Here is a 22,675-nt window from a genome sequence, read left to right as displayed (position 1 = left end):
GGTTGCTCCGTTCGTGGCCTGCGGTCGTCGACCCATCATCGCCGCCGGGTACGACAGCCCACGGTCAGGACAGGCGGGGCAGCAGCAGCCGGGCCACGTCGAGGGCCCGGCTCACCGGCGACCGACCCTGCGCCGGGCTCCACTCCTCGGCCGACCACACGTCCGACAGCACCGCCTTGACGAACCCCCAGGCCACCACCCGCTCGACCGGCATCGGCAGCTCGTCGGCGAGCTGCTCGACCCGGGCCGGCACCAACCCGGTCAGCGCCGCGCTCCGGTCCTCGGGAGTGGGGTTGTAGAGCAGCGCCCCGACCTCGTACCCGGGGTCGCCGACCAGGCCGTGCGGGTCGATGGCGAGCCAGGGCTCCCGGGTGGCCCGCAGGACGTTGTCGTGGTGCAGGTCGCCGTGCAGCACGACCCGGGCGGGCGCGGACGCGCAGAGCTCGCGCATCAGGCCGCCGGCCCGCGCCACCAGGTCGTGCGGCAGCGGCCCGGCCGTACCGTGCCGGGCCAGGTATCGGTCGAAGGCCCGGGCCTGCGCCGACGCCTCCGGCAGTCGGCAGTCGGGCGGTGGCGGCACGTGCAGCCGGCGGATCACGCCGGCCAGCGCCGAGGTGGCCTCGGCGTCGCGGTCGGGCACCAGGTCGCGCAGCCGCCCGCCGGGGACGGCCCGCTCCAGCAGCAACGCCCCCCGGTCGAGGTCCGCGCGGAGCAGCCGGACCGCACCCCGGCCGGTGAACGCCGCGAGCGCGGGCGCCTCCTCGGCCAGCGACGTCCCGGTCGGCACCCCCAGCTTGAGTACGGCCGGCGTCCCGTCGGCCAGGGTCGCGGCGGTGACGTAGTGGTAGGACAGCTCGTACGGCTCACCGAGGTCGAGCCCCCAGTCGCGGGCCAGGTCGGCCAGGACGGTCGGCAGCTCGGCCAGCCACCGCTCGCCGTCGCCGCCCCAGACGCCGACCACGTGCCGGGCCAGCGCGTCGGTGACCACCGGTCGGGCCCCGGTCACCGCGCCGACCGCTTCCGCAGCACCGCCGCGCCGTCGCCGGTCAGCTCGGGCAGCACCACCGTCCGACCGGTGAGGGCCATCATGATCGCCTCCGCGGTCCCGCGTACCTCAGGGCCGTCGCCCCACGCCCAGTCCAGGTCGGTGGCCGCGAACCGCAAGCCCCGGCGCCGACCGCCGCCGAAGGCCACCGACCGGCGGCTGACCAGGAAGTCCAGCGACGTCCGAACGTGCTCGGGCTCGACCGCGTACGCCAGGCCGAGCGGGCGGCGGACGTCCTGGGCGTGCACCTGCAGGTCGGTGAGCTGGCCGAGCTGCCCGACCACGGGCGGGGCGAACGGGTTGCGGGCGTTGCGCCGCAGCTCGGCGGTCAGCTCGGCGACCGGCCGTCGGGCCACCATCCGGGCCAGCTCGGCGTTCGCGCGGTGCAGGCTGAACCGGCTGCGCAGCAGCAGCGGCAGGAACCAGGAACGCCGGGCGGCGAACGGGGAGACCACGTGCCCGAGCACCTCCCGGACGGTCCATTCGCCGCAGAGGCTGGGGGTGTCGAGCTGCTCCGGGGTGAGCGGGTCGATCAGGTCGGCGAAGCGGCGGCGTTCCGCCGCCACCATGTCCAGGAGGGCCACCCGCCCGACGCTACCGGCGGCGGTGCGCTCCGCGCTGCCCCGCGCCCGCCTGCCGGCGGCGGCGGGCGGCGGGCGGCCGTCGCCCGCTGGCGCTGGCCGGCTGGCCGGCGTTAAGAGGGGGCCCCTGCTCTACCGCAGGCGTTAACAGGGGGCCCGTGCTTGCTCCTTCAGGGGTGAGGTTGGCCATAGCGGCAGGTCGGCGGCGGGTGTGCGGTGGATAGGGTGGACGGGCGAAGTCGTTCCCCGGACCGGGGTGCGGCTTCGTAGTGCTTCACGGGAACCGTGGAGCCCAGCCGTTCCGACGTTCTCCGGGCCAACCGAAACGGGACGACTGCACCCCTACAGCCCATGCCGGCGCATCCGGCGGGCCAACCCGGAACGGAGCAAGCCACGCCATGAGCGTGACCACGCAGGATCCTGCTGCCCCGGTCGAGCCGACGGAACCCGTCGAGCACGGCCGCCTCGACCGCTTCTTCGAGATCACCCGGCGGGGCTCGACCGTCCGCCGCGAGGTGCTCGCCGGCATCACCACCTTCGCCACGATGGCGTACATCGTGGTGCTCAACCCCCTGATCATCGGCACCGCGCCGGACGCCGACGGCAACCTGCTCGGCATCGCGCCGGTCGCCGGGGTCACCGCCCTGGTCGCCGCGGTGATGACCATCCTGATGGGCGTGGTCGGCCGGGTGCCGTTCGCGGTCGCCACCGGCCTGGGCCTGAACGCCTTCGTCGCGTACGCGGTCGCCTCCCAGATGACCTGGGCCGAGGCGATGGGCCTGGTGGTGATCGAGGGTCTGATCATCACCGTGCTCGTGCTGACCGGCTTCCGCAAGGCGGTCTTCCGGGCCATCCCGGCGGAGCTGAAGGCGGCCATCGCCGCCGGCATCGGCCTGTTCATCGCCTTCATCGGCCTCGTCGACGGTGGTCTGGTCCGGCGGATGCCGGACGCCGCCGGCACCACCGTCCCGGTGCAGCTCGGCGGCGACGGCACGCTGCGCGGCTGGCCCACCGTCGTCTTCCTGGTCGGCCTGCTGGTCACCGGCATCCTGGTGGCCCGCAAGGTCAAGGCCGGCGTGCTGATCGGCATCGTGGTCACCACCGTCGTCGCGGTGATCGTCAACGCGTGGGCCAAGCCCGGGCCGGCGTTCGTCGACGGCAAGCCGAACCCGACCGGCTGGCAGCTCAACGTGCCGACCCTGCCCGACCCGCTGGTCTCCGCCCCCGACCTGCACCTGGTCGGCAACGTGTCGTTCGGCGCCTTCGCGCACGTCGGCGTGATGACCGCACTGTTGCTGGTCTTCACCCTGGTGCTCGCCGACTTCTTCGACGTGATGGGCACCACAGTGGGCCTGGCCAAGCAGGCCGGCCTGACCAACGCCGACGGCACCGACATGCCCCGCCTCGACAAGGTCCTGCTCGTCGACGGCGTGGCCGCGGTCGCCGGTGGCGCCGGCAGCGCCTCCTCGGCCACCACGTACGTCGAGTCCTCCTCGGGCATCGCCGACGGCGGCCGGACCGGCCTGACCAGCGTGGCCACCGGCCTGCTCTTCCTCGGCGCGCTGCTGCTCACCCCGCTGGTGTCGTTGGTGCCCAGCGAGGCCGCCGGCCCGGCGCTGGTGATCGTGGGCGCGCTGATGATCCGCCAGATCAAGGAGATCGACTTCACCGACCTGGGGGTCGCCGTCCCGGCGTTCCTGACCATGACCCTGATGCCGTTCACCTACTCGATCACCAACGGCATCGGCGCGGGCTTCGTGAGCTGGGTGGCCATCCGGGTCGCCCAGGGCAGGGCCCGCAGCATCCACCCGCTGCTCTGGGGTGTGGCGATCGCGTTCGTCCTGTACTTCGGCATCAACCTGGTCAAGGCCGTCACCGGCGTCAGCTGACCGGATCCGTCGCGCCCCCGCCGCCGTTGGCCCCGGCAGCGGGGGCGCGGCGTTTTCCGACCGGCCGAGCCGCCGGTGACGGAGGATGCCGAGGTGGGCTACGCGGAGGTCAACGGGGTGCGGCTGTGGTACGAGACGCACGGCGACGGCCGTCCGCTGGTGCTGCTGCACGGCGGCTTCGGCGCGGTCGAGTCGTTCGCGCCGATCCTGCCCGCCCTCGCCGCCCGCCGTCGGGTGGTCGCCGTCGACCTCCAGGGCCACGGGCGTACCGCCGACGTGGACCGGCCGCTGCGATACGAGTCGATGGCCGACGACGTCGCCGCCCTGATCCGCCACCTCGGGCTGGTCGGGCCGGACGTGATGGGCTATTCGCTGGGTGGGGCGGTGGCGCTGCGTACCGCGATCCAGCATCCCGGCCTGGTGCGCCGGCTGGTGGTGGTGTCGGCGCCGTGCCGCCGGGGCGGCTGGTACCCGGAGGTGCTGGCCGCGATGGTCGCCCAGGACGAGCGGACCGCGGAACGGATGCGCGGCTCCCCGCCGCACGAGCTGTACGCCCGGGTGGCGCCACGCCCGTGGGACTGGCCGACCCTCTGGGCGAAGACGGCGGAGCTGCTGCGCCGCGAGTACGACTGGTCGGTCGAGGTGGCCGCCCTGGCGCTGCCGGTGCTGCTGGTCTTCGCCGACGCCGACGAGATCCCGATCCGGCACGCGGCCGAGTTCTTCGGGCTGCTCGGCGGCGGCCGGCGCGACGCGGGCGGGGACGGTGGCGACCGCCCGCTGTCCCGGCTGGCCGTGCTGCCCGGCCTGACCCACCACGACATCGTCGGCGCACCGGCGCTGCCCGCGGTGGCGCTGCCGTTCCTCACCCACGGCCTGCGCCCGCCCGGGTGACCCGGCGGCGTCACCAGCCCTGCCGGTGTCGCCGCCAGCGCCGGCCCGCCACGCCCAGCAGCGCCACCACGGCCAGTCCTGCCACCCCGGTCCACATCCAGAACCGGGGCCCCGTGCCGGTCGGCGGGCTGGCCCGCCGTACCCGGCCGGTGTGCACCACGTCGTCGGCGACGTCCACGGCGACCACCTCGTCGGGGGCGGTCATCAGGGTCCGCGGCGCCGTTGACCCCGGTTCCAGCGCCAGCACCCGGACGGTGCCGACGTTGCCGTAGGACGTGCGCTGGTCCATGTCCAGCGGCCCGTCGAACGCCGCCAGGGCCGACGGGTGCGGCCGGTACCCGACCACCATCGCCGCGCCGCCGTCGGTCCAGCCGAGCAGCCGGATCGCGGTCACCCCGGACACGGCCGGCAGGCGGGCGGGGCCGGTCTCCCGTCCGCTCGCCGCGTCGAGCTGGTGGACCTCCCGCCCGTTCACCGGGTCGACGAGCCGCAGCCGCCAGCTGCCGCCCTGCCGCACCACCACCGTCAGCCACCGGCCGTCCGGCGTCCAGGCGCCCTTGCCGGCCAGCCAGGTCGACGAGGGAAGCGGGAAGGAGGCGACCACCTCGCCGTCGAGGTCGGACACCTGCAACTTTCCTCCGCCCGGTTCGGGGTCGGTGGCGGGGGACAGCGGTGCCGGGTCGCCGACCTGGTAGGCGAGGCGCCGGCCGTCGGGGCTGAACGCGACCGCCCGGGCGAAGTCGTCGGGGCGCTGGCCGACCGTCAACTCGACCCGGGGGCCGCCGGCGACCGGGAGCAGGCTCAGCACCGAGCGGTGGCCGGTGACCTGCTCGTCGATCGGCACGGTGTCCCGGACCACCAGTCGGCTGCCGTCCGGAGACCAGGCCACGGGGATGCTGGCGACGCTGTCGGGTACGCCGGTGGCGAGCTGCCGGCTCCGCCCCCGGACCAGGTCGATCACCGCGATCTGGGGCCGGTCCGGGCCGCCGGAGCCGTGCGCCACGAGTCGTCCGTCGGGGGAGAGGACGACGTCCTCGCCGGTGCGCGCCTCGTACCCGACGGTGAAGGTCCGGTAGCGGTCGGAGTCGGCGCCCACGGCCACCACCCGGCTGCCCTCCTCGTGCCAGACCATCCGGGGCGCCTGACCGCTGAAGACGACCGACGCGGGACCGAGCCGGGGCCGGTCGGTCGCGTGCAGCGCGCCGAGCACCGGCGCGGCCACCCGGTCGGGCAACGCGCCCTGGGTGCCGGCGGCGACGGTCGGGGTCGGGTCGCCGGCGCGCAGCCCCATCGGCACCAGCGCGACCAGCGCCACCACGGCCAGGGCGGCGGACACCGACCGGCGCCGGGTCCGCCGCGCCGCCGCGACCGCCCGCCCGTGCACGTCGTACGCGGGCACGTCGGCCGCGGCCTCCCGCAGCGCGGTACGCAGCCGGTCGGTCATCGGGTGCTCCTCTCCGAAGGCCGGTCCACCAGTTCCGGGGCGATCGCCCGCAGCCGGCGTACCGCGTCGTGGCCGTGCCGTTTCACGGTGCCGACCGAGCAGCCCAGCGCCTCGGCCACCTGGGCCTCGGTCAGGTCCTCGTAGTAGCGCAGCACCAGCACCGTGCGTTGCCGCGGGGTGAGCCGACGCAGCGCGGCGTCCAGGCTCAGTCGCAGGGCGGTGGCGTCACTGTGGTCGCCGCCGGCCGGCCCGACCGGCGCGGCCTCCAGCCGCTCGGTGACCCGGCGTCGCCGCCACCAGGAGACGTGCTGGTGGTACATGGCCCGGCGCACGTACGCCTCCGGGTCGCCGTCCCGGACCCGCCGCCAGTGCCGGTAGGTGCGGGCCAGCGCGCTCTGCAACAGGTCCTCGGCGAGCTGGTGGTCACCGGTCAGCAGGTAGGCGGTGCGGGACAGCGCGGGCGAGCGCTGCACCACGAACTCGTGGAACGTCTCGGACACGGCCACCCCCTCCACTGATCAGAACGCCGGTCGGGCGGGGAATGGTTGAGGCGGGCCGTGTCACCGCAGCCGCTGGCGTACCCAGGGCAGCAGGGCGTCGCCCTGGAGTCGCTGGAACGCGCGCACGGTGGGGATGCCGGGCGGGGGCGGCTGCCGGGCGTGGTCGAGGAAGTAGCCGGCCAGTCCGGCGTGCACCCCGGTGAGCAGGTCCGGGTCGACGTCGGCGGTCACCGGCGACCGGCGCAGCAGGCCGTCCACGTCGTGCCCGCCGTGCAGCAGCACGTTGACCAGCAGCAGCGCGGTGTCCAACCAGGGCGGACCGGCGCAGGCGTGCGGCCAGTCCACCACGGTGACCGCGCCGGCCGGGTCGATCAGCAGGTTGTCCGCCCGGATGTCGATGTGGCACAGGGTGTCCCCGACCAGCCCGGTCAGCCCGTACGCCGCGACCTCCCGCAGCTCGTCCAGGTGGGCCGCCGCCCACGGGTCCAGGTCGGCCGGCGGGTCCGCGGCGATCCGCTCCCAGCCGGTGAAGTCGGGCGTGAGCCGTTCGACGGCGGTCGGGGCGTGCGGCACCGGGTTGGGGGTCAGCGTGCCGGCCATCCGGTCCAGCGTGTCGAGCACGACGGTCAGCTCGTCGGTCCGCCACGGGGTCGCCGGGTGCCGGCCGTCGACGTCGGTGAGGACCAGCGCCACCCACTCGCCGTCGTCGTACCGGCCGAGCAGCCGGGGGGTGGGGGCGTGCCCGGGCAGCGCCGCCGTGACGTCCGCCTCGACCCGGTGCATCTGGACGGTACGGGCGTTGCGGTGGGTGGCGGCGGCCTTGACGAACGCCCGACCGCCGCCGGCCGTGCGTACCCGGTCGGCGGTGCCGGGGGAGAAGCCGCCCGGCTGGGAGACCGCCTCGACCACCCGGTCGCCCAGCACCTCCTCGACCCCGGCCCGCACCTCGGCGGGCAGGTCGGTCCAGCCGATCCGCGTCGTGCCGCTCATCCGTCCAGGGTCGGCGCGGTGCGGCGGGCCGGGCAAGCGAATTGGCGGCGCCCCGCCGCTCCGTCCGGCCGCGCCGACGCGCACCGTCGGGTCATCCGGCGTGCGTCGCGCCCGTGGCCGGTCGCCGGTAGCGCAGCATGACCACTCCACTGTCGAACGTCCTGGTCCCGGCCAGGGTGAACCGGCTGGGCGCGAAGCCCCGGTCGGCCAGCGGGATACCGCTGCCGGTCACCACGGGGTTGAGCTTGACCACCAGCTCGTCGACCTCGTCCAGGAGCTGACCGGCGAGCCGCCCGCCGCCGCAGAGCCAGATGTCGCCGCCCGGTTCCTCCTTGAGGTCGCGGACGAAGGTCGCCGGGTCGCCGGCCACGATCCGCACCTCCGGGTAGTCGGACGGCGCCAGGGAACGGCTGAAGACGTACTGCCGGAGGTGGGCGTAGGGGCTGGTCACGCCGGCCGTCAGGGCCGGCTCGTAGGTGGCCCGGCCCATCAGCACCGCGTCGAAGCGGCCGGCCGGCGGCGAGGCGATGCCGAGCTGGGCGTGGGTGAAGGTGGGGAAGGTCTGGGGCCATTCGGCGGTGAGGTGGGCCGCCACGTCGGGCTCCAGGGTGAAGAAGTCGTAGGACCCGTCGGGGGCGGCGATGAAGCCGTCGAGGGAACTGGCGACGTAGTAGACGAGCTTGCGCAAACCGACTCCGATGTCCGGGTCGACCACGACGGATGTCGTGGTCGGGAGCGAATGTACAACACCTGTCGTGGTTGTTGCTAGGGTGTTCCGCATGCCCCGTAACCCCGAGCGCCGCATCCTGCTGGCCGACGCCGGGCTGCGGGTGCTCGCCGTCGGCGGGGCCCGCGGCCTGACCCACCGGGCGGTGGACGCCGAGGCCGGTGTGCCGGTCGGCACCGCCTCCAACTACTTCCCGTCCCGGGCGGCGCTCCTGGCCGGCCTGGCCGAACGGATCTTCGACCGGATGGCGCCCGACCCGGAGGTGCTGGCCGCGCTCAGCCGGCGCGAGCCCTCGCTGGCGCTGGTCACCGACTACCTGCGCCACATCGTCGAGCGCACCACCCGCGAGCCGGAGCTGACCCGGGCGCTGTTCGAGCTCCGGCTGGAGGCCTCCCGCCGCCCGGAGCTGCGCGCCGCGCTCGGCGAGGTGCTGCGCCGCGGGTACGCCGACGACGTCGCCTTCCACGTGGCGGCCGGGCTGCCCGGGGGAGCGTTCGAGGTCGCCCTGCTGCACCACGCCGTCGACGGCCTGCTCCTCGACCTCCTGACCACCTCCATCGACGCCGGCTACGACGTCGACCGGGTGGTCTCCGCCCTGGTGTCCCGCCTGGTCGGCCGGGCGGACACGGCCCCCGCGGCCGGCTGAGGTATGTCCACCGGCGCACCGGGAAACCGGCCGCTGGACCGACCCCGGCGGGAAGGAGCGACGAATGACCCAGGGCCTGTGCATCGGTGTGCTCGGCTCGTACGGTGGCCGCAATCTGGGCGACGAGGCGATCCTCAGCGGCCTGCTGGCGGATCTGCGCAACCAGGAGCCGAACGCCCGGATCATCGTCTTCTCGCGTAACCCGACGCATACCGCCCTGACCCACCCGGACGTCGAGGCGGTGCCCTGGGAGGGGGTCAGCCGGGCCGATTCGTCGCTGATGCTGGCCCAGCTCGACCTGCTCATCCTCGGCGGCGGCGGGATCCTCTACGACCGGGAGGCCCGCCGCTACCTGCGGGTGGTCCGGGTGGCCCAGGAACGCGGCCTGCCGCTGCTGACGTACGCGGTCGGGGTGGGGCCGCTCAGCGAGAGCGTGGACACCGGCATGGTCCGGGAGACCCTGGCCGGGGCGGCCGAGGTGACCGTCCGCGACCAGGAGTCCCGGATGGTGCTGGAGGAGGCGGGCCTGATCAACCCGATCACCGTCACCGCCGACCCGGCGTTCCTGCTGGAGCCCGCCGACTTCCCCCGCGACTACCTGCGGGCGGAGGGCGTGCCGGAGGGCAAGCGGCTGGTCGGGATGAGCGTGCGGGAGCCGGGCCGCGCCGCGGAACGCCTCGACGTGGACGGCTACCACCGGCTGCTCGCGCAGATCGCGGACTTCCTGGTCCACCGGATCGACGCGCACGTGCTCTTCGTCCCGATGGAACGCGACGACATCCGGCACTCGCACGGGGTGATGACCCACATGACGGCGGCGGACCGGGGCCGGATCCTGCACAACGACTACTCGCCGCAGCAGGTCCTCGGGTTGATGCGGCACTTCGACATCGCGGTCGGCATGCGACTGCACTTCCTGATCTTCGCCGCCATGGTCGGCACCCCCTTCCTGCCCCTGCCGTACGCCGGGAAGGTCTTCGACCTGGCCCAGCGGCTCGGGGTCCCGGCGCTGCGCGGGGTGGAACGGGAGGTGGAGGGCCCGCTGCTGGCCGAGGTGGACCGGCTCTGGGACGAGCGGGAGTCCCGGGCGGCGGCCACCGCGCGGCGGGTGGCCGAGGTCTGCGAGCAGGCCCGCGGCACCTCCCAGGTCACCCGGGGGGTGCTGGAGAGCCTGCGCTCGCAGGCGCTGACCCGCACCGGGGTGACCTGAGCGGCCGGGCCGTCAGACCGCCGGCCCCCGCGAGGTGTAGACCCACTGCCGGTCGCCGTCGCCGGACTCCAGCTCGTAGATCTCCGCCTCGGCGAGCCCCTGCGGGCCGAGGTGGTGGTGGGTCAGGGGCGGGCGGCCGTTCGGGTCCAGCTCGACGGTGACGGTCTGTCCGTCGGCCGCGCCACCCACCAGGGGGATCTCTACCGTTGATGCCATGCGCCCATCCTGCCCCGCGGGTCGCCGGCGCGCAGGATTTGCGCCGGCGGCGGGCCGGTCAGGCGCGGGGCAGCAGCCCGGGCGGATACTCCATGCCGTCGTGGGTGCAGGCCGCGGCGGCCACCCGGGCCGCGTACCCCGCCGCCTGCGGCAGCGCGTCGCCGCGCAGCCGGGCCGCGATCAGGCCGGCCGCGAAGGCGTCCCCGGCCCCGTTGGTGTCCACCACGTCGGCCGGCGGGACCGTGGCCGGTACGTGCGTCGCCGGGCCCTCACCGTCGTGCAGGTCCGCGCCGTCGGCGCCCCGGGTCACCAGCACGGTGCGCGGGGCCAGCGCGGCGGCGACCGCGCCCGCCCGGTCGCCCAGCCGTACGCCGCTGACGAAGACCAGGTCGGCGGCCTCCGCGAACGGCCGGTGGTAGTCGTTCTGGCCGTCCCAGTCGTGCAGGTCGGTGGAGAGGGTCACCCCGTCGGGCAGCGCCTCGCGCAGCACGGGCAGCGCGTCCCGGGCCCAGTCCACGATCGAGACGTGCACGTGGGCGGCGTCCCGGAGCAGCCCGGCCAGCTCCTCGTCGCCGAACGGCGCCGGCCCGGACCACGGGCTCGGGTCGTACAGCGACATCCGCCGCCCGGCCGGGTCGACCAGGTTCACCGACTGCCGGGTGCCGCCGGGGCTCTGCACCAGCGTGGTGGCCACGGAGGTACGGCCCAGCGCCGCGCGGACCACCGCGCCCGCCGGGTCGGCGCCGAGCACGTCCACCAGCCGCACCCGCAGCCCGAGGGCGTGCGCCGCCAGGGCCACCCCGGAGCCGGTGTTGCCGATCCGCGCCTCGATCGGCGGCACGACCATCGAGTCGGCCGCCGGCAGCGGGATCCCCGGCACCCGTACCCGAAGGTCCACGCCCAACCCGCCGATCACCACCAGGTCCACCATGGCGGCGACGGTAGCCGAACCGTGCCGCCTAAGCTGACCCCGGGCGTCGACGAGGAGGAAGCTTGCTGGTCATCCACGGGGTGTGGCTGGTCGGTGTCGGCCTCGCCGTCTGGGCCGAGGAGAGCAGCCGCCCGAGCGCCGCGCCGCGCCGCCCGGGCCGGGCGCCCCGCGAGCGGCCCCACCCCTTCGCCGTCGACCCCGGAGAGCTCGCCGCCGTCCTCGCCGACCGGCCCGGCCGGTGGGCTTCGGTGCTGCTGCGCCTGCCCACCCGGGCCGGCGCCCCGCTGGACTCGCCGGAGCTGGTCCGGGCCACCGTCGCCGGACCGGTCCGCGGCCCGGTCACCCTCGCCGGGTGGCGGGCCCCCGCCCTGGTGTACGCCCCGGACGCGGCGCTCGGCCTACTGACCGCGCTCGACGACCTCGACGGCGCCGCCGTCCCCGGCGCCGACCTGCGCCACCTCGCCCAGGTTGCCGAGTTCGCCCGGGACCTGGTCACCCGCGGCCGCCTCCTTCCCGCCCTCGCCGACCTGCCCGACGGCGCCGCCGAGCCGGCCCGCGTCGGCGAGCCGGACGGCCTCGACCCTCCAGCCGGCAGCGGCGCGGGGGCGGCCCGGGCGGTGTGGCGGCCGCTGCTCACCGGCACCGACGCCGGCTGGGCCCGGTCACTGGCTCTCGCCCTGCCCCCGGCCGCCCGCGCCGCTTCGGCGGTCGACCTGGCCGGTTCCGGTCCCGACCTGGGCGGCCCGGGGCCGGTGACTGCCCGCCCGGCCGGCGGCGCCGATTCCCCCGGAGCCGCCGCCGTGGTCACCGACGCGCTGGACGCGTTGACCGACGCCGCCGCCCGGGCGGCGCTCGCCGGCGTCGACCTGGTCCGTGGCGGCCGGCGCGACGGCGTGGTGGCCGGCTGGCTGCGCGCCCTGGCCGGCCCCGATCCGCTGGTCGGCGGCGACCCGGACGCGCTGCGCACCCTCGCCGGGGAGCTGGCCGCCTGGCAGCGGGACGCGGCCGGCGGGGCGGTACGGGCCAGCTTCCGGCTGGTCGAGCCCGACCCCGACGAGGTCGCCGAGCCGCTGGTGGTGGTCCCGGCGGCCGACCCGGCGACGGTCGTCGGGCCGGTCGGCCCGTGGCGGGTGGAGTTCGGCCTCCAGGCGGCCGACGAGCCGGGCCTGCACGTCGAGGCCGGGCAGGTGTGGCGGGAGCCGGCGAGCGTCGTCGCCCTGGCCGGGCGCGGTGGTGACCCGCAGGAGACCCTGCTGGCCGAGCTGGGCCGGGCCAGCCGGCTCTGGCCCGAGCTGGCGGACGCGCTGCGCACCGCAACCCCGCAGGGGCTGGAGCTGGACGTCGAGGGCGCGCACCGGTTCCTGCGCGACGGCGCGCCGGTGCTGCACGCGGCCGGCTTCGGGGTGCTGCTGCCGTCGTGGTGGCGACGCCCCTCCTCCCGGCTGGGCGCCCGGCTGCGGGCCCGCGGCCGGACCGCGCCGGGCACCGTCGCCACCACCGGCGGTGGCCTGGGGCTGGACGCCCTGGTGGACTACCGGTGGGAGGTGGCGCTCGGCGACCAGCCGCTGACCGCCGAGGAGCTGGCGGCGCTGGCCACCGCCAAGACCCCGCTGCTGCGGCTGCGCGGCCGGTGGGTGGAGCTGGACCCGAAGCGGCTCGCCGCCGGGCTGCGGCTGCTGCGCTCCAGCGGCGAGTTGACCGTGGCGGACCTGCTGCGGATGGGGCTGGCTGGGGCGGACCGCCCGGACGAGCTGCCGGTGCTGGAGGTGACCGCCGACGGCGCCCTGGGCGACCTGCTGGCCGGGCAGGTGGAGCGCCGGCTCACCCCGGCCGAGCCGCCGCCGGGCTTCCACGGCACCCTGCGGCCGTACCAGCGGCGCGGGCTGGCCTGGCTGGCGTTCCTCCAGTCCCTCGGGCTGGGTGGCGTGCTCGCCGACGACATGGGGCTGGGCAAGACGGTGCAGCTGCTCGCCCTGCTCGCCGGGGACCCGCCGGAGGCCGGGCCGACCCTGCTGGTCTGCCCGATGTCGCTGGTCGGCAACTGGCAGCGGGAGGCCGCGAAGTTCACCCCGAAGCTGCGCGTACACGTGCACCACGGGGCCGAGCGGGCCCGTGGCGAGAGCTTCACCGCGGCCGTGCACGCCGCGGACCTGGTGGTGACCACCTACTCGGTCGCCGCCCGGGACGCGCCGGACCTGGCCGGGATCGACTGGCACCGGGTGGTGGTGGACGAGGCCCAGGCGATCAAGAACGCCTCGACCCGGCAGGCCGAGGCGGTCCGCTCGCTGCCCGCGCGGCACCGGGTCGCGGTCAGCGGTACGCCTGTGGAGAACCGCCTCGCCGACCTCTGGTCGATCATGCAGTTCGCCAATCCGGGGCTGCTCGGCCCGGCCGCCACCTTCCGCAAGCGGTTCGCCGAGCCGATCGAGCGGCACGGCGACGCCGAGGTGGCCGAGCGGCTGCGCCGGATCACCGGCCCGTTCGTGCTGCGCCGGCTCAAGACCGACCGGTCGATCATCTCCGACCTGCCCGAGAAGCTGGAGATGGAGGTGCTCTGCAACCTCACCGCCGAGCAGGCGGCGCTCTATCGCGCGGTGGTCGACGAGATGCTGGCGAAGATCGAGGCGAGCGACGGCATCGAGCGGCGCGGGCTGGTGCTGGCCACCATGACCCGGCTCAAGCAGGTCTGCAATCATCCGGCCCAGCTGCTGCGCGACGGCTCGCCGCTGGCCGGCCGCTCCGGCAAGCTGGAACGGCTGGAGGAGATCGTCGACGAGGTCCTCGCCGCCGGCGAGAAGGCCCTGCTGTTCACCCAGTACGCCGAGTTCGGCGGCATGCTGCGCGGGCACCTCTCCGCCCGGACCGGCCGCGAGGTGATCTTCCTGCACGGCGGCGTGGGCAAGGCCGACCGGGACGCCATGGTGACCCGGTTCCAGTCCGCGGACGGGCCGCCGCTGTTCGTGCTGTCGCTCAAGGCCGGCGGCACCGGGCTGACCCTGACCGCCGCCAACCACGTGGTGCACGTCGACCGGTGGTGGAACCCGGCGGTGGAGGACCAGGCCACCGACCGGGCGTTCCGGATCGGTCAGCGCCGCCGGGTGCAGGTCCGCAAGTTCGTCTGCGCGGGCACGGTGGAGGAGAAGGTCGCCGCGGTGATCGCCGACAAGCGCAGTCTGGCCCGCAGCGTGGTCGGCAGCGGCGAGCAGTGGGTGACCGAGCTCTCCACCGGCGCGCTGCGCGACCTGTTCGCCCTGGAGGCCGGGGCGGTGGTGGAGTGAGCGAGCCGAACGGCGGCGGCCGGTTCGCCGACTACGGCCGGCCGGTACGGGTCGACGGCGGGCTGAAGGCGCGCAGCACCCGGGGCGCGATCGGGGTCTCCTGGTGGTCCCGGCGCTTCCTGGAGGTGCTGGAGTCGTTCGCGTTGGGCACCCGGCTCACCCGAGGCCGGGCCTACGCCCGCCGGGGCCAGGTGCTGCGCCTGACGGTCGCGCCGGGCCGGGTCACCGCCGACGTGCAGGGTTCCCGCCCGCAGCCGTACCAGGTCTCCATCGCGCTGGCGCCGTTCCCGGCGGCGCTCTGGGACCGGATCGAGCGGGAGTTGGCCGCGCAGGCGTTCTTCAGCGCCCGGCTGCTCGCCGGTGACCTGCCGGCCGAGCTGGAGGAGGTGTTCGCCGCCGCCGGCGCCCCGCTCTTCCCCCGGTCGGTGGGGGAGCTGGCCCAGCGGTGTAGCTGCCCGGACTTCGCGGTGCCCTGCAAGCACCTGGCGGCCACCTTCTACCTGCTCGCCGAGGCGTTCGACGCCGACCCGTTCGAGCTGCTGCACTGGCGGGGACGCGGCCGCGCCGAGCTGCTCGACCGGCTCCGGCGGTTGCGGGGCACCGGTCCGGCGGCGCCCGATCGGCCCGGTGGGTCCACGCCGGAGCCAGCGGTAGCGGCGGGCGGCGGACCAGGGCGGTCCACCGGTGCTCCGGAGCTGCCCACCAACGGGCCGGAGCTGCCGGCCACCGGTGCGGCGCGGGTGCTGGCCAGCCTGCCCGACACCCCCCTCGACGAGGCGGTGACGGCGTTCTGGGCGGCGCCGGTGCCGTTGCCGGACCGGCCGCCGAGCCTGGTCACCGAGCCGGAGCTGCTGCTACGCCAACTCGGCGCGCCGGCCCCGACGATCGGCGGGCCCGGCCTGCTGGAGCGGCTGCGCCGGGCCTACCGGGCACTCGGCGGGGCCTGATCGCCCGGGGTTGCCGGACCGTCCCGGCGTCGGGACCGGCCGTCCCCGCGCGAGTCACCGCCCGCGCCGGTCACAGCCAGCGGCGGCGGAACCGCCACATGAGACCGGCGTTGGCCATCAGCACCACGGCGCAGACCGCGCCGGCCAGCCGTCCGGCGAGCACGGTCAGCGCCGGCAGCGAGGCCCAGAGCACGATGGTCAACAGCATCAGGTACCGGCCACGTCGGGCCCGGGCCCGCTGGTCGAGGCGGGCGAAGAACTGCGGGTCGCTTTCCCGCAGCTGACGGGTGATCTGTTCGAACCTGCGCTGATCCTCTTTGCTGAGCATGGCGGTGCCTTCCCCTCACGGCTTCAGCGGTTCGGCGGCATACCCGCTGCGACGGGGAGTCACGCCCGCCGTGCTCCTGCTACTTTGGCTCCAGCCGTCGAGCGCGGCCGGGCGGGTCCGGCCGGCACCTCAGCTCCGGCTTACCGGCACCTTAAGTTTCCCTGTGCCGTTGAACGGCGACGACAGCGCCGCCGGGGGACGGAACGTTACATCCGGGCGTGCCTCAGCCGGGTCGGCCCTGTTCGGGACGGTGGCGCCGAGACCGGGCAGCTCGACGCTCCGCCGGCGGGGCGTTGAGCGGTGTCTTAAGTGCCCTCCCGGGCCGGCATCGGCCGCCTTGATGGCCTCCGGGCCCTTCACTACCGTCCCGTAGCAACTCCTCAGGCAGCAGTCGCCGCCACCTTCAGCTCCCCCGGCAACGCGGTGCTGCGGCGCGATTCAAGAAAACGGGATTGGTACATGGCCGACCAGAATGTGCCACCACGCCGTCCGCGGGACGACCGCGGGTGGGACGGACGACAGCACCCCGACCCGGACGCGTACGGCGTCCCCACCGCCGGCGACCCGTACCGGCCGGCGCCGGCGTACCCGAATCCCACGGTGGCCCCCACCCCGCAGTGGGTCGGCCCCGAGGGGCTGAGCCGGCAGAGCTTCGCCCAGCCGGCCGGCGCCGGACTGCCCAACCTGGACGACGACGGACCCCGGGGTGGCGCCGGGCGGCGCCGCGCCCTGGTGGCGTTCGGCGGTGCGGCCGTCATCGCCGGCGGCGCCGCGTTGGCCATGTCCCCCGCGGTGCGGGGCCTGTTCACCGACGAGCCGGCCGAGGTGCCGGGGGTGGCCGGTGACGCCACCGGCACCAGGGTGACCGACGGCACCGCCGCCCGCCCCAGCGGCCAGAAGCCGGTCACCGTGCGCACCTACACCGAGCAGAACGAGAGCTACATGGGCTCCCGGGCCGGTGCGGCGCTGAAGAAGAACTCGCCGACCGGCGGCCGGACCTTCTCCGGGCCGGCGGCCGCCGCGAAGGAGACGACGCCGACTGTCCGCACCGTGCTCGCCAAGGACCCGGTCCGGCACCTGGCCAGCCGGGCCACCTTCGGGGCGACCCCCAAGGTGCTCGCCGACATCCGCCGGATGGGGGTCGACGCCTGGGTCCGCTGGCAGCTCGACCCGGAGAAGATCGCCCCGACCAAGGGGGAGCTGAAGCTCGCCGAGCTGAGCACCCTGACGATGGGCGCCAAGCAGCTGCGGGAGCAGCGCGACCAGCTCAACCAGCGGGGCGCCCAGCCGGAGAAGGAGATGGTCGACGCCACCATCGCCCGGCAGATCTGGTCCGACCGGCAGCTCTACGAGGTGATGGTCGACTTCTGGAACGACTTCCTGCACGTGTCGGCGGACTTCGACGGCGGCGAGCTGCACCGCAACTCCTTCGACCGGGACGTCATCCGCAAGCACGCCCTGGGCAGCTACCCGGAGATGCTGGTCGCCGCGAACCGGCACCCGGCGCTGCTGCTCTACCTGAACCAGAACGACTCCCGGGCCGACGCGATCAACGAGAACCTGGCCCGGGAGAACCTGGAGCTGTACTCGGTCGGCGTGGACGGCGGCTACACCGAGAAGGACGTCCGGCAGGCGGCCATGCTCCAGACCGGCCGGGGCGTGAACGACGACGAGTACGTCTTCCGCGCCGAGCGCCACTACAAGGGCAAGGTCAAGGTCCTCGGCTTCAGCCACGCGAACAACTTCGACGACCCGAAGCAGGCCGACAAGGTCATCGACTCGTACATCACCTACATCGCGCTGCATCCGTCGACCGCCCGGTACGTCGCCCGCAGCCTGGCCACCCGGTTCGTCTCCGACACCCCGCCGAAGTCCATCGTGGACCGGCTGGAGAAGGTCTACACGGCCAACCACGGCATGATCAAGCCGGTGCTGATGTCGCTGTTCAGCGCCTCGGAGTTCTGGGCGGCGATCGGCCAGAAGGTACGCCGGCCGATGGAGTACCTGGTGGCCACGTACCGCACGCTGGGCGTGCGGCCGGACGCCTCGCCCGAGCACAAGCCGGGCGACAACCAGCGGACCCCGTACGCGGAGGGGCTGCGGCAGATCCAGGACAAGCTGCGGGAGCTGGGCCAGTACCCGATGGGTCAGCCCACCCCCGACGGCTACCCCGACGTCTACGTCGCCTGGACCTCCGCCGGCACCATGGTCAACGGCTGGAACGAGGCCGGTGACCTGGCCGCCGGCTGGCGCACCCACTTCACCTTCAGCAAGCCGGAGAAGCTGCTGGCGGATCCGCCGGCCACCGCCGGGGCGTACGTGGACGCGCTGTTCAAGCGGCTGGTGCACCAGAAGCCGACCGCCCGGGAGCGGGCCCTGATCCTCGGCGTCGCCGGGGTCGAGGCGAGCACCAAGGTCGACCCGACGTTCAACGGGGCCGTCACCGCCGTCGCGCGGGCGATCCTCGCGTCCCCCCAGCACCACCTCCGGTGAGGCACCCGATGGAGAAGACCGTGAACCCGTACCCCCTGCACCCCGACTGCCCCGACCTGCGCCGGCTGGCCGACAACCCGGCCGAGGCGGTGCTGCGCGCCGAGGCCGCCGCCGTGGCGGCCGAGAACGCCGCCGAGCGGGACCGCTACCGCCGGCTGGAGGAGCTGGAGGAGGCCCAGCAGGACGGCCGGGGGGTGACCCGGCGGACCTTCGTCGCCGGCGCCGCGGCCACCGCCACCGCGCTGGCCACCGCCCAGTTCGTCACCACCTCGGCGTCCTTCGCCGCGACGAAGACCGGCACCCTGATCCACGTCTTCCTCTACGGCGGGCTGGACGGGCTGAGCCTGGTCGCCCCGGCGGACGACCCGGTGCTCGGCAAGGCCCGGCCGGACCTGCTGCTCAGCAACGACTCGCTGGCCCTCGGCCGGGGCTTCAAGCTGACCAGCGCGTTCAAGCCGCTGGAGAAGTGGCTCTCCGCCGGCCAGCTCGGCTTCGTGCCGGCGGTCTCCGACGAGCGGCTGTCCCGCAGCCACTTCCAGGCAGCCGACGCCTGCAACCTCGGTGGCCTGCCCAGCGAGACCGGCGGCCGGGGCTGGCTGGACAGCCTGGTCGACCAGCTCGGCAAGGGCACCGCGTTCCGCAGCGTCGGCGTCGGCAGTACGCTGCCCCGCTCGCTGGTCGGCACCAACGGCGCGCTGTCGCTGAACAGCGTCGGCTCGCTGCGCCTCAACGGTGACGACAAGTACCGGGAGGCCACCGAGAAGGCGATCAAGGGCCTGTTCACCAACATCAACCACCCGGTGGAGGAGGCGGTCCGCGACGGCATGGGCGCGCTGGCCACCGCGCAGCGGCTGGCGGCCAAGCCGTACGAGCCGGCGGCGGGGGTCACCTACGAGGGCGTCGGCTACGCCTTCCAGCAGCTCGCCCAGCTGATCAAGGGCGGTGCGAACGTCCGGGTCGCCACGGTCGGCATGGGTGGCTACGACACCCACGAGAACCAGGGCACCCAGGACGGCGGGCAGCTCTGGAACAAGCTCAACGAGCTGGCCAAGGCGATGGCGGCCTTCTTCACCGACCTCGGCGACCGGGCCGCCGACGTGACGGTGATGGTGTCCAGCGAGTTCGGCCGCCGGGTCGCCTCGAACAGCGGCGGCACCGACCACGGTCACGGCGGGGTGGTCAGCATCCTGTCCGGGCGCCGGCTCGCCGGCTCGCTGCTCGGCACCTGGAACGGGTTGAACGATCTGGACAGCGGCGACGTACCCGAGTACAACAACATGTTCAACGTCTACGGCTCGGTCGCGCAGGGCAGGTTCGGCCTGACGAACGGGCAGGTGGACACGATCTTCCCGAGGCAGAAGTTCAAGCCCATGAAGTTGTACGCGTGACGTCCCAGCACACCGACGCCGCCGGCCGTCGTACCGGGACCCCGTCCCCGTACGGCGGCCGTTCGGCTGCCTCCGTACCCTCGCCGCTCGCGCTTCCCCGGCGCGGGCCCGGCGCCCGGCGGGCCCTGGCCGTGGCCTTCTGGCTGGGCCTGGTGGCGGCGGTGCTGCCCTGGTGGGTGCAGACCCCGGCCGACTCGCTGGCCGGCACCGCCGACGTGCTCACCGCCGCCGGGCGGATCACCGGCCTGGTCGCCGGCTATCTGCTGCTCGTGCAGGTGCTGATGATGAGCCGCCTCGGGGTGCTGGAACGCGGGCTGGGCGGCGAGCGGGTCTCCCGGCTGCACCGGGACCTGGGCGCCACCCTGTTCGTCGCCGTCCTGGCCCACCTGTCGCTGCTGGTGGTCGCCTACGCCGAGATCGAGGGGAACTCCCTGTTCGGCGAGGTCGGCGCGCTGCTGACCGGCTACGAGGACATGGTCTCGGCGTTCGTCGCCGCCGGCCTGCTGGTGGCGGTCGGGGTGAGCAGCGTCCGGGCGGTCCGCCGGGTACTGCCCTACGAGCTCTGGTACCACCTGCACCTGGCCAGCTACGCGGTGCTGCTGCTCGGCTTCGGCCACCAGTTCAGCAACGGCGCCCAGCTCTTCCCCGCCGGGCCGGTCCGCACCGGCTGGATCGTCGCGTACCTGCTGGTCGGGGCGGGGGTGGTCTGGGGTCGACTGGTCGCCCCGCTGCGGTTCAACCTGCGGCACCGCATCCAGGTCGCCGACGTGGTCGCGGAGTCCCCGGACACCATCTCGATCTACCTGACCGGGCGTCGGCTCAACCAGATCGACCTGCTCGGCGGCCAGTACTTCCGGTGGCGGTTCCTCAACCCGGGCTGCTGGTGGCAGTCGCACCCGTTCTCGCTGTCGGCCGCGGGCAACGGCCGCTGGCTGCGGCTGACCGTCAAGGTGGTCGGCACGCACACCGCGGACCTGCGCGACCTGGAGCCGGGCACCCGGGTCTGGGCGGAGGGCCCGTCGGGGACGTTCACCGCCGCGCACCGCACCCGGGAGCGGGCGTTGCTGATCGCCGGCGGCAGCGGCATCGCCCCGCTGCGGGCCATCCTGGAGGAGCTGCCGGCCGGCGCCGCGCTGATCTACCGCGCCCGCACCCCGGCCGACGTGCTGCTGCACCGGGAGCTGGACTGGATCGCCCAGGCCCGGCAGACCTCGGTCTGGTACGTCATCGGCTCCCGTGACGACACCGGCCCGCGCCAGGTGATGACCCCGGCGGGGCTGCTCCGGCTGGTGCCCGACCTGCTGCGCCGGGACGTCTACCTGTGCGGGCCGCCCGGCCTGGTCGACCAGTCGGTGCGGGTGCTGCGGGAGGCCGGGGTGCCCCGCCGGCAGATCCACCTGGCCACCTTCGAGCTGTAGAGAGGCATTCCACTCCATGCGCCGCGCCCTGCTCGCCATCACCGGCCTCGCCGCCAGCACCACCGCGCTGGTGGCGCTCAAGGGCTCCCCGGGCGCCGGCCAGCCGACCGCCCAGGATCTCCCGGCCGACCAGGCCCCCGCCGTGCCCGGCGCGACCACCGCCCCTCGGGCGTCGGCGACGCCGCCGCGACCGAAGGTCACCCCGTCGCCGTCGCCCCGGCCGAGCCGGTCGGCCACCGCCCGGCCGAGCCGCACCCCGGACGGCGCGACGAGCACCCGGACCCGGACGTCGGCGCCGCGGACCACCACGGCCGCCCCGCGCACCACCACGGCCGCGCCGAGGACCACCACCGCCGCGCCGACCAACCGCAAGGTGACCGGGCCGGTGATCTCCAACGAGTACGGCAACGTGCAGGTGCAGATCACCCTCTCCGGCAGCCGGATCACCGACTGCGTGGCCCTGGAGCTGCCGCAGGGCGGCCAGTCGGACCTGCGCAGCGACAAGGTCGACGCCGCCTACAGCGGGACCTCCGGGCAGGTGGTGCAGCGGCAGAGCGCCAGCCTGGACACCGTCTCGGGGGCCACCTACACCAGCAACTCGTACAAGCAGTCGTTGCAGGCCGCGATCGACCAGGCGCGCTGAGATGACCACCGCGGCCCGGCCCGGGCTGCGCCGGGTGGAGCAGGTGATGGGGACCGCGATCAGCCTGGACCTCGCCGACGACCTGCCCACGGCCACCCTGCACGCGCTGGCCGACGAGGCGTTCGACTGGCTGCGCGAGGTGGACGCCCGGTTCAGCACGTACCGGCCGGAGAGCGAGGTGTCCCGCTTCGGCCGGGGGGAGCTGTCGTTCGCCGGGGCCTCCGCCGACCTGCGGGGCGTGCTGGAGCGCTGCGCCGAGCTGTGGCGCGACACCGACGGCTTCTTCGACGCGTACGCCACCGGCGGGCTGGACCCGTCCGGCTACGTCAAGGGCTGGTCGGCGCAGGTCGCCTCGGACCGGCTGCTCGCGGCCGGGGCGGCCAACCACTGCCTGAACGCCGGCGGCGACATCCGGGTGCGGGGCCGCTCGGCGGCCGGCCGGCCGTGGCGGATCGGGGTGCGGCACCCGTGGGACGCGGGAGCCACCTGCCTGGTGCTCACCGGCACCGACCTGGCGGTGGCCACCTCCGGCGTCTACGAGCGGGGGCACCACGTGCTCGACCCGCGGCGCGGCGAGCCGGCCCGGGGGCTGCGCTCGGTCACGGTGGTCGGCGCGGACCTGGGCGTGGCCGACGCGTACGCCACCGCGGCCGTCGCCATGGGCCCGGCCGGCGTCGCCTGGCTGGACCGGCTGGCCGACCACACCCACGCCGTGGTCACCGACGACGGTCGACTGCTGCACTCCACCGCGCTGCCGCTGACCGACTGACAGTGAGGATGTAGGTGGGGTCACCCGGTCCGGTCTGACTCACCGACTGACCGACGTTGCTGTCCTGTTGAGCGATTCGTCGATCGGTTCCGGGTGACCCCGTCCTGCACGTCACTGGCAGGGGCGTCGTGACCTGATAGGAGCCTGTGCAAGAGGCCCCGTCACTGTCCTGTCCGCCCGTCCCGGCGGGTGCGTGCCGACCCTGTCGGTGCAAGCGAAAGGGACGACGGTTCCAGGATGACAGCCAAGAAGCGCCAGGTCACGGGTGGGGTTGATACCCACGGGAAGACGCATCACGCCGCTGCGGTCGACCACGCGGGTCGGGTGCTCGGTGATCAGGA

Annotated in this window: 19 protein-coding genes and 1 pseudogene; 11 read left to right on the top strand and 9 right to left on the bottom strand. The window is 74.8% G+C overall.

Translation table 11 applies throughout. From position 1 onward, the window contains the following. Positions 1–64: 64 nt before the first annotated feature. Positions 65–1,006 carry an aminoglycoside phosphotransferase family protein gene (locus GA0070564_RS25535; RefSeq protein ID WP_091614311.1) on the bottom strand — a complete coding sequence of 314 codons (942 nt, stop codon included), beginning with the start codon at positions 1,004–1,006 and terminating at the stop codon, positions 65–67. Next, entirely contained in the window at positions 1,003–1,629 is a 627-nt protein-coding gene (locus GA0070564_RS25530) for a maleylpyruvate isomerase family mycothiol-dependent enzyme (RefSeq protein WP_091614306.1), read from the bottom strand. Before GA0070564_RS25530 ends, GA0070564_RS25535 begins: the two co-directional genes overlap by 4 nt. A gap of 395 nt (positions 1,630–2,024) precedes the next feature. Between GA0070564_RS25530 and GA0070564_RS25525 the strand changes: the two genes are divergently transcribed. Together GA0070564_RS25525 and GA0070564_RS25520 are read left to right on the top strand one after the other, a co-directional pair. Then, complete coding sequence (locus GA0070564_RS25525; protein WP_091614301.1) at positions 2,025–3,515, top strand: NCS2 family permease; 1,491 nt, start codon at positions 2,025–2,027, stop codon at positions 3,513–3,515. Between the two features lie 93 nt (positions 3,516–3,608). Further along, positions 3,609–4,406 (top strand): alpha/beta fold hydrolase, encoded by a 798-nt coding sequence (locus GA0070564_RS25520; RefSeq protein WP_091614297.1) that lies wholly within the window; start codon positions 3,609–3,611, stop codon positions 4,404–4,406. Positions 4,407–4,416: 10 nt separating this feature from the next. On the opposite strand, the gene GA0070564_RS25515 is transcribed toward GA0070564_RS25520, so the two are convergent. From GA0070564_RS25515 to GA0070564_RS25500, 4 genes are all read right to left on the bottom strand, one after another. Beyond that, positions 4,417–5,850, bottom strand: coding sequence for a PD40 domain-containing protein (locus GA0070564_RS25515; RefSeq protein ID WP_091614294.1), 1,434 nt, complete (start codon positions 5,848–5,850; stop codon positions 4,417–4,419). Further along, positions 5,847–6,350 (bottom strand): SigE family RNA polymerase sigma factor, encoded by a 504-nt coding sequence (locus GA0070564_RS25510; protein ID WP_091614699.1) that lies wholly within the window; start codon positions 6,348–6,350, stop codon positions 5,847–5,849. Before GA0070564_RS25510 ends, GA0070564_RS25515 begins: the two co-directional genes overlap by 4 nt. 60 nt (positions 6,351–6,410) lie before the next feature. Next, on the bottom strand, positions 6,411–7,340 hold the full coding sequence (locus tag GA0070564_RS25505) for an aminoglycoside phosphotransferase family protein (protein WP_091614292.1): 930 nt from the start codon (positions 7,338–7,340) through the stop codon (positions 6,411–6,413). Between the two features lie 91 nt (positions 7,341–7,431). Further along, positions 7,432–8,028 (bottom strand): dihydrofolate reductase family protein, encoded by a 597-nt coding sequence (locus GA0070564_RS25500; protein WP_245670265.1) that lies wholly within the window; start codon positions 8,026–8,028, stop codon positions 7,432–7,434. A 91-nt stretch (positions 8,029–8,119) separates the two neighbouring features. Between GA0070564_RS25500 and GA0070564_RS25495 the strand changes: the two genes are divergently transcribed. Together GA0070564_RS25495 and GA0070564_RS25490 are read left to right on the top strand one after the other, a co-directional pair. After that, positions 8,120–8,713 (top strand): TetR/AcrR family transcriptional regulator, encoded by a 594-nt coding sequence (locus GA0070564_RS25495; protein WP_091614695.1) that lies wholly within the window; start codon positions 8,120–8,122, stop codon positions 8,711–8,713. A gap of 64 nt (positions 8,714–8,777) precedes the next feature. Next, positions 8,778–9,923, top strand: a complete 1,146-nt coding sequence (locus GA0070564_RS25490) for a polysaccharide pyruvyl transferase family protein (protein ID WP_091614276.1) — start codon at positions 8,778–8,780, stop codon at positions 9,921–9,923. 12 nt (positions 9,924–9,935) lie between these two features. On the opposite strand, the gene GA0070564_RS25485 is transcribed toward GA0070564_RS25490, so the two are convergent. Next, positions 9,936–10,139: a hypothetical protein gene (locus GA0070564_RS25485; protein ID WP_091614273.1), complete on the bottom strand. Its 204-nt coding sequence runs from the start codon at positions 10,137–10,139 to the stop codon at positions 9,936–9,938. Positions 10,140–10,197: 58 nt separating this feature from the next. Then, entirely contained in the window at positions 10,198–11,070 is an 873-nt protein-coding gene (locus GA0070564_RS25480; RefSeq protein ID WP_091614269.1) for a carbohydrate kinase family protein, read from the bottom strand. Positions 11,071–11,675: 605 nt separating this feature from the next. Here GA0070564_RS25480 and GA0070564_RS25475 point away from each other — a divergent pair. Continuing rightward, positions 11,676–14,348 (top strand): annotated as a pseudogene (locus GA0070564_RS25475) (DEAD/DEAH box helicase); the annotation flags it as partial. Then, positions 14,345–15,295, top strand: coding sequence for an SWIM zinc finger family protein (locus GA0070564_RS25470; RefSeq protein WP_091614261.1), 951 nt, complete (start codon positions 14,345–14,347; stop codon positions 15,293–15,295). The pseudogene GA0070564_RS25475 and the gene GA0070564_RS25470, both read left to right, overlap by 4 nt. A gap of 70 nt (positions 15,296–15,365) precedes the next feature. Here GA0070564_RS25470 and GA0070564_RS25465 read toward each other — a convergent pair whose 3' ends face one another. Next, a complete protein-coding gene (locus tag GA0070564_RS25465; protein ID WP_088972522.1) occupies positions 15,366–15,623 on the bottom strand; it encodes a DUF3040 domain-containing protein in 258 nt (85 codons plus the stop codon). A 459-nt stretch (positions 15,624–16,082) separates the two neighbouring features. On the opposite strand from GA0070564_RS25465, the gene GA0070564_RS25460 reads away from it, so the two are divergent. Genes GA0070564_RS25460 through GA0070564_RS25440 form a run of 5 tightly spaced genes read left to right on the top strand, consistent with a single transcriptional unit; the run spans position 16,083 to position 22,334 of the window. Further along, positions 16,083–18,116, top strand: a complete 2,034-nt coding sequence (locus GA0070564_RS25460; protein ID WP_091614257.1) for a DUF1800 domain-containing protein — start codon at positions 16,083–16,085, stop codon at positions 18,114–18,116. 8 nt (positions 18,117–18,124) lie between these two features. Further along, positions 18,125–19,504, top strand: coding sequence for a DUF1501 domain-containing protein (locus GA0070564_RS25455; RefSeq protein WP_091614254.1), 1,380 nt, complete (start codon positions 18,125–18,127; stop codon positions 19,502–19,504). Continuing rightward, positions 19,501–20,922, top strand: a complete 1,422-nt coding sequence (locus GA0070564_RS25450) for a ferredoxin reductase family protein (RefSeq protein WP_091614251.1) — start codon at positions 19,501–19,503, stop codon at positions 20,920–20,922. Before GA0070564_RS25455 ends, GA0070564_RS25450 begins: the two co-directional genes overlap by 4 nt. Before the next feature lie 16 nt (positions 20,923–20,938). Continuing rightward, on the top strand, positions 20,939–21,565 hold the full coding sequence (locus tag GA0070564_RS25445) for an FMN-binding protein (protein WP_091614246.1): 627 nt from the start codon (positions 20,939–20,941) through the stop codon (positions 21,563–21,565). Between the two features lie 46 nt (positions 21,566–21,611). Further along, on the top strand, positions 21,612–22,334 hold the full coding sequence (locus GA0070564_RS25440) for an FAD:protein FMN transferase (RefSeq protein ID WP_091614692.1): 723 nt from the start codon (positions 21,612–21,614) through the stop codon (positions 22,332–22,334). The last annotated feature ends 341 nt before the right edge of the window (positions 22,335–22,675 follow it).

This window comes from Micromonospora mirobrigensis (assembly GCF_900091555.1).
Classification (GTDB): Bacteria; Actinomycetota; Actinomycetes; order Mycobacteriales; family Micromonosporaceae; genus Micromonospora; species Micromonospora mirobrigensis.
This window is presented reverse-complemented; position numbering and strand designations above follow the sequence as displayed.

Bases quoted from the DNA above. Each gene is read 5' to 3' on its own strand.
- GA0070564_RS25525 (WP_091614301.1), top strand. From the start codon at position 2,025: ATGAGCGTGACCACGCAGGATCCTGCTGCCCCGGTCGAGCCGACGGAA.
- GA0070564_RS25515 (WP_091614294.1), bottom strand. From the start codon at position 5,850: ATGACCGACCGGCTGCGTACCGCGCTGCGGGAGGCCGCGGCCGACGTG.
- GA0070564_RS25505 (WP_091614292.1), bottom strand. From the start codon at position 7,340: ATGAGCGGCACGACGCGGATCGGCTGGACCGACCTGCCCGCCGAGGTG.
- GA0070564_RS25495 (WP_091614695.1), top strand. From the start codon at position 8,120: ATGCCCCGTAACCCCGAGCGCCGCATCCTGCTGGCCGACGCCGGGCTG.
- GA0070564_RS25490 (WP_091614276.1), top strand. From the start codon at position 8,778: ATGACCCAGGGCCTGTGCATCGGTGTGCTCGGCTCGTACGGTGGCCGC.
- GA0070564_RS25485 (WP_091614273.1), bottom strand. From the start codon at position 10,139: ATGGCATCAACGGTAGAGATCCCCCTGGTGGGTGGCGCGGCCGACGGA.
- GA0070564_RS25480 (WP_091614269.1), bottom strand. From the start codon at position 11,070: ATGGTGGACCTGGTGGTGATCGGCGGGTTGGGCGTGGACCTTCGGGTA.
- GA0070564_RS25465 (WP_088972522.1), bottom strand. From the start codon at position 15,623: ATGCTCAGCAAAGAGGATCAGCGCAGGTTCGAACAGATCACCCGTCAG.
- GA0070564_RS25460 (WP_091614257.1), top strand. From the start codon at position 16,083: ATGGCCGACCAGAATGTGCCACCACGCCGTCCGCGGGACGACCGCGGG.
- GA0070564_RS25455 (WP_091614254.1), top strand. From the start codon at position 18,125: ATGGAGAAGACCGTGAACCCGTACCCCCTGCACCCCGACTGCCCCGAC.
- GA0070564_RS25445 (WP_091614246.1), top strand. From the start codon at position 20,939: ATGCGCCGCGCCCTGCTCGCCATCACCGGCCTCGCCGCCAGCACCACC.
- GA0070564_RS25440 (WP_091614692.1), top strand. From the start codon at position 21,612: ATGGGGACCGCGATCAGCCTGGACCTCGCCGACGACCTGCCCACGGCC.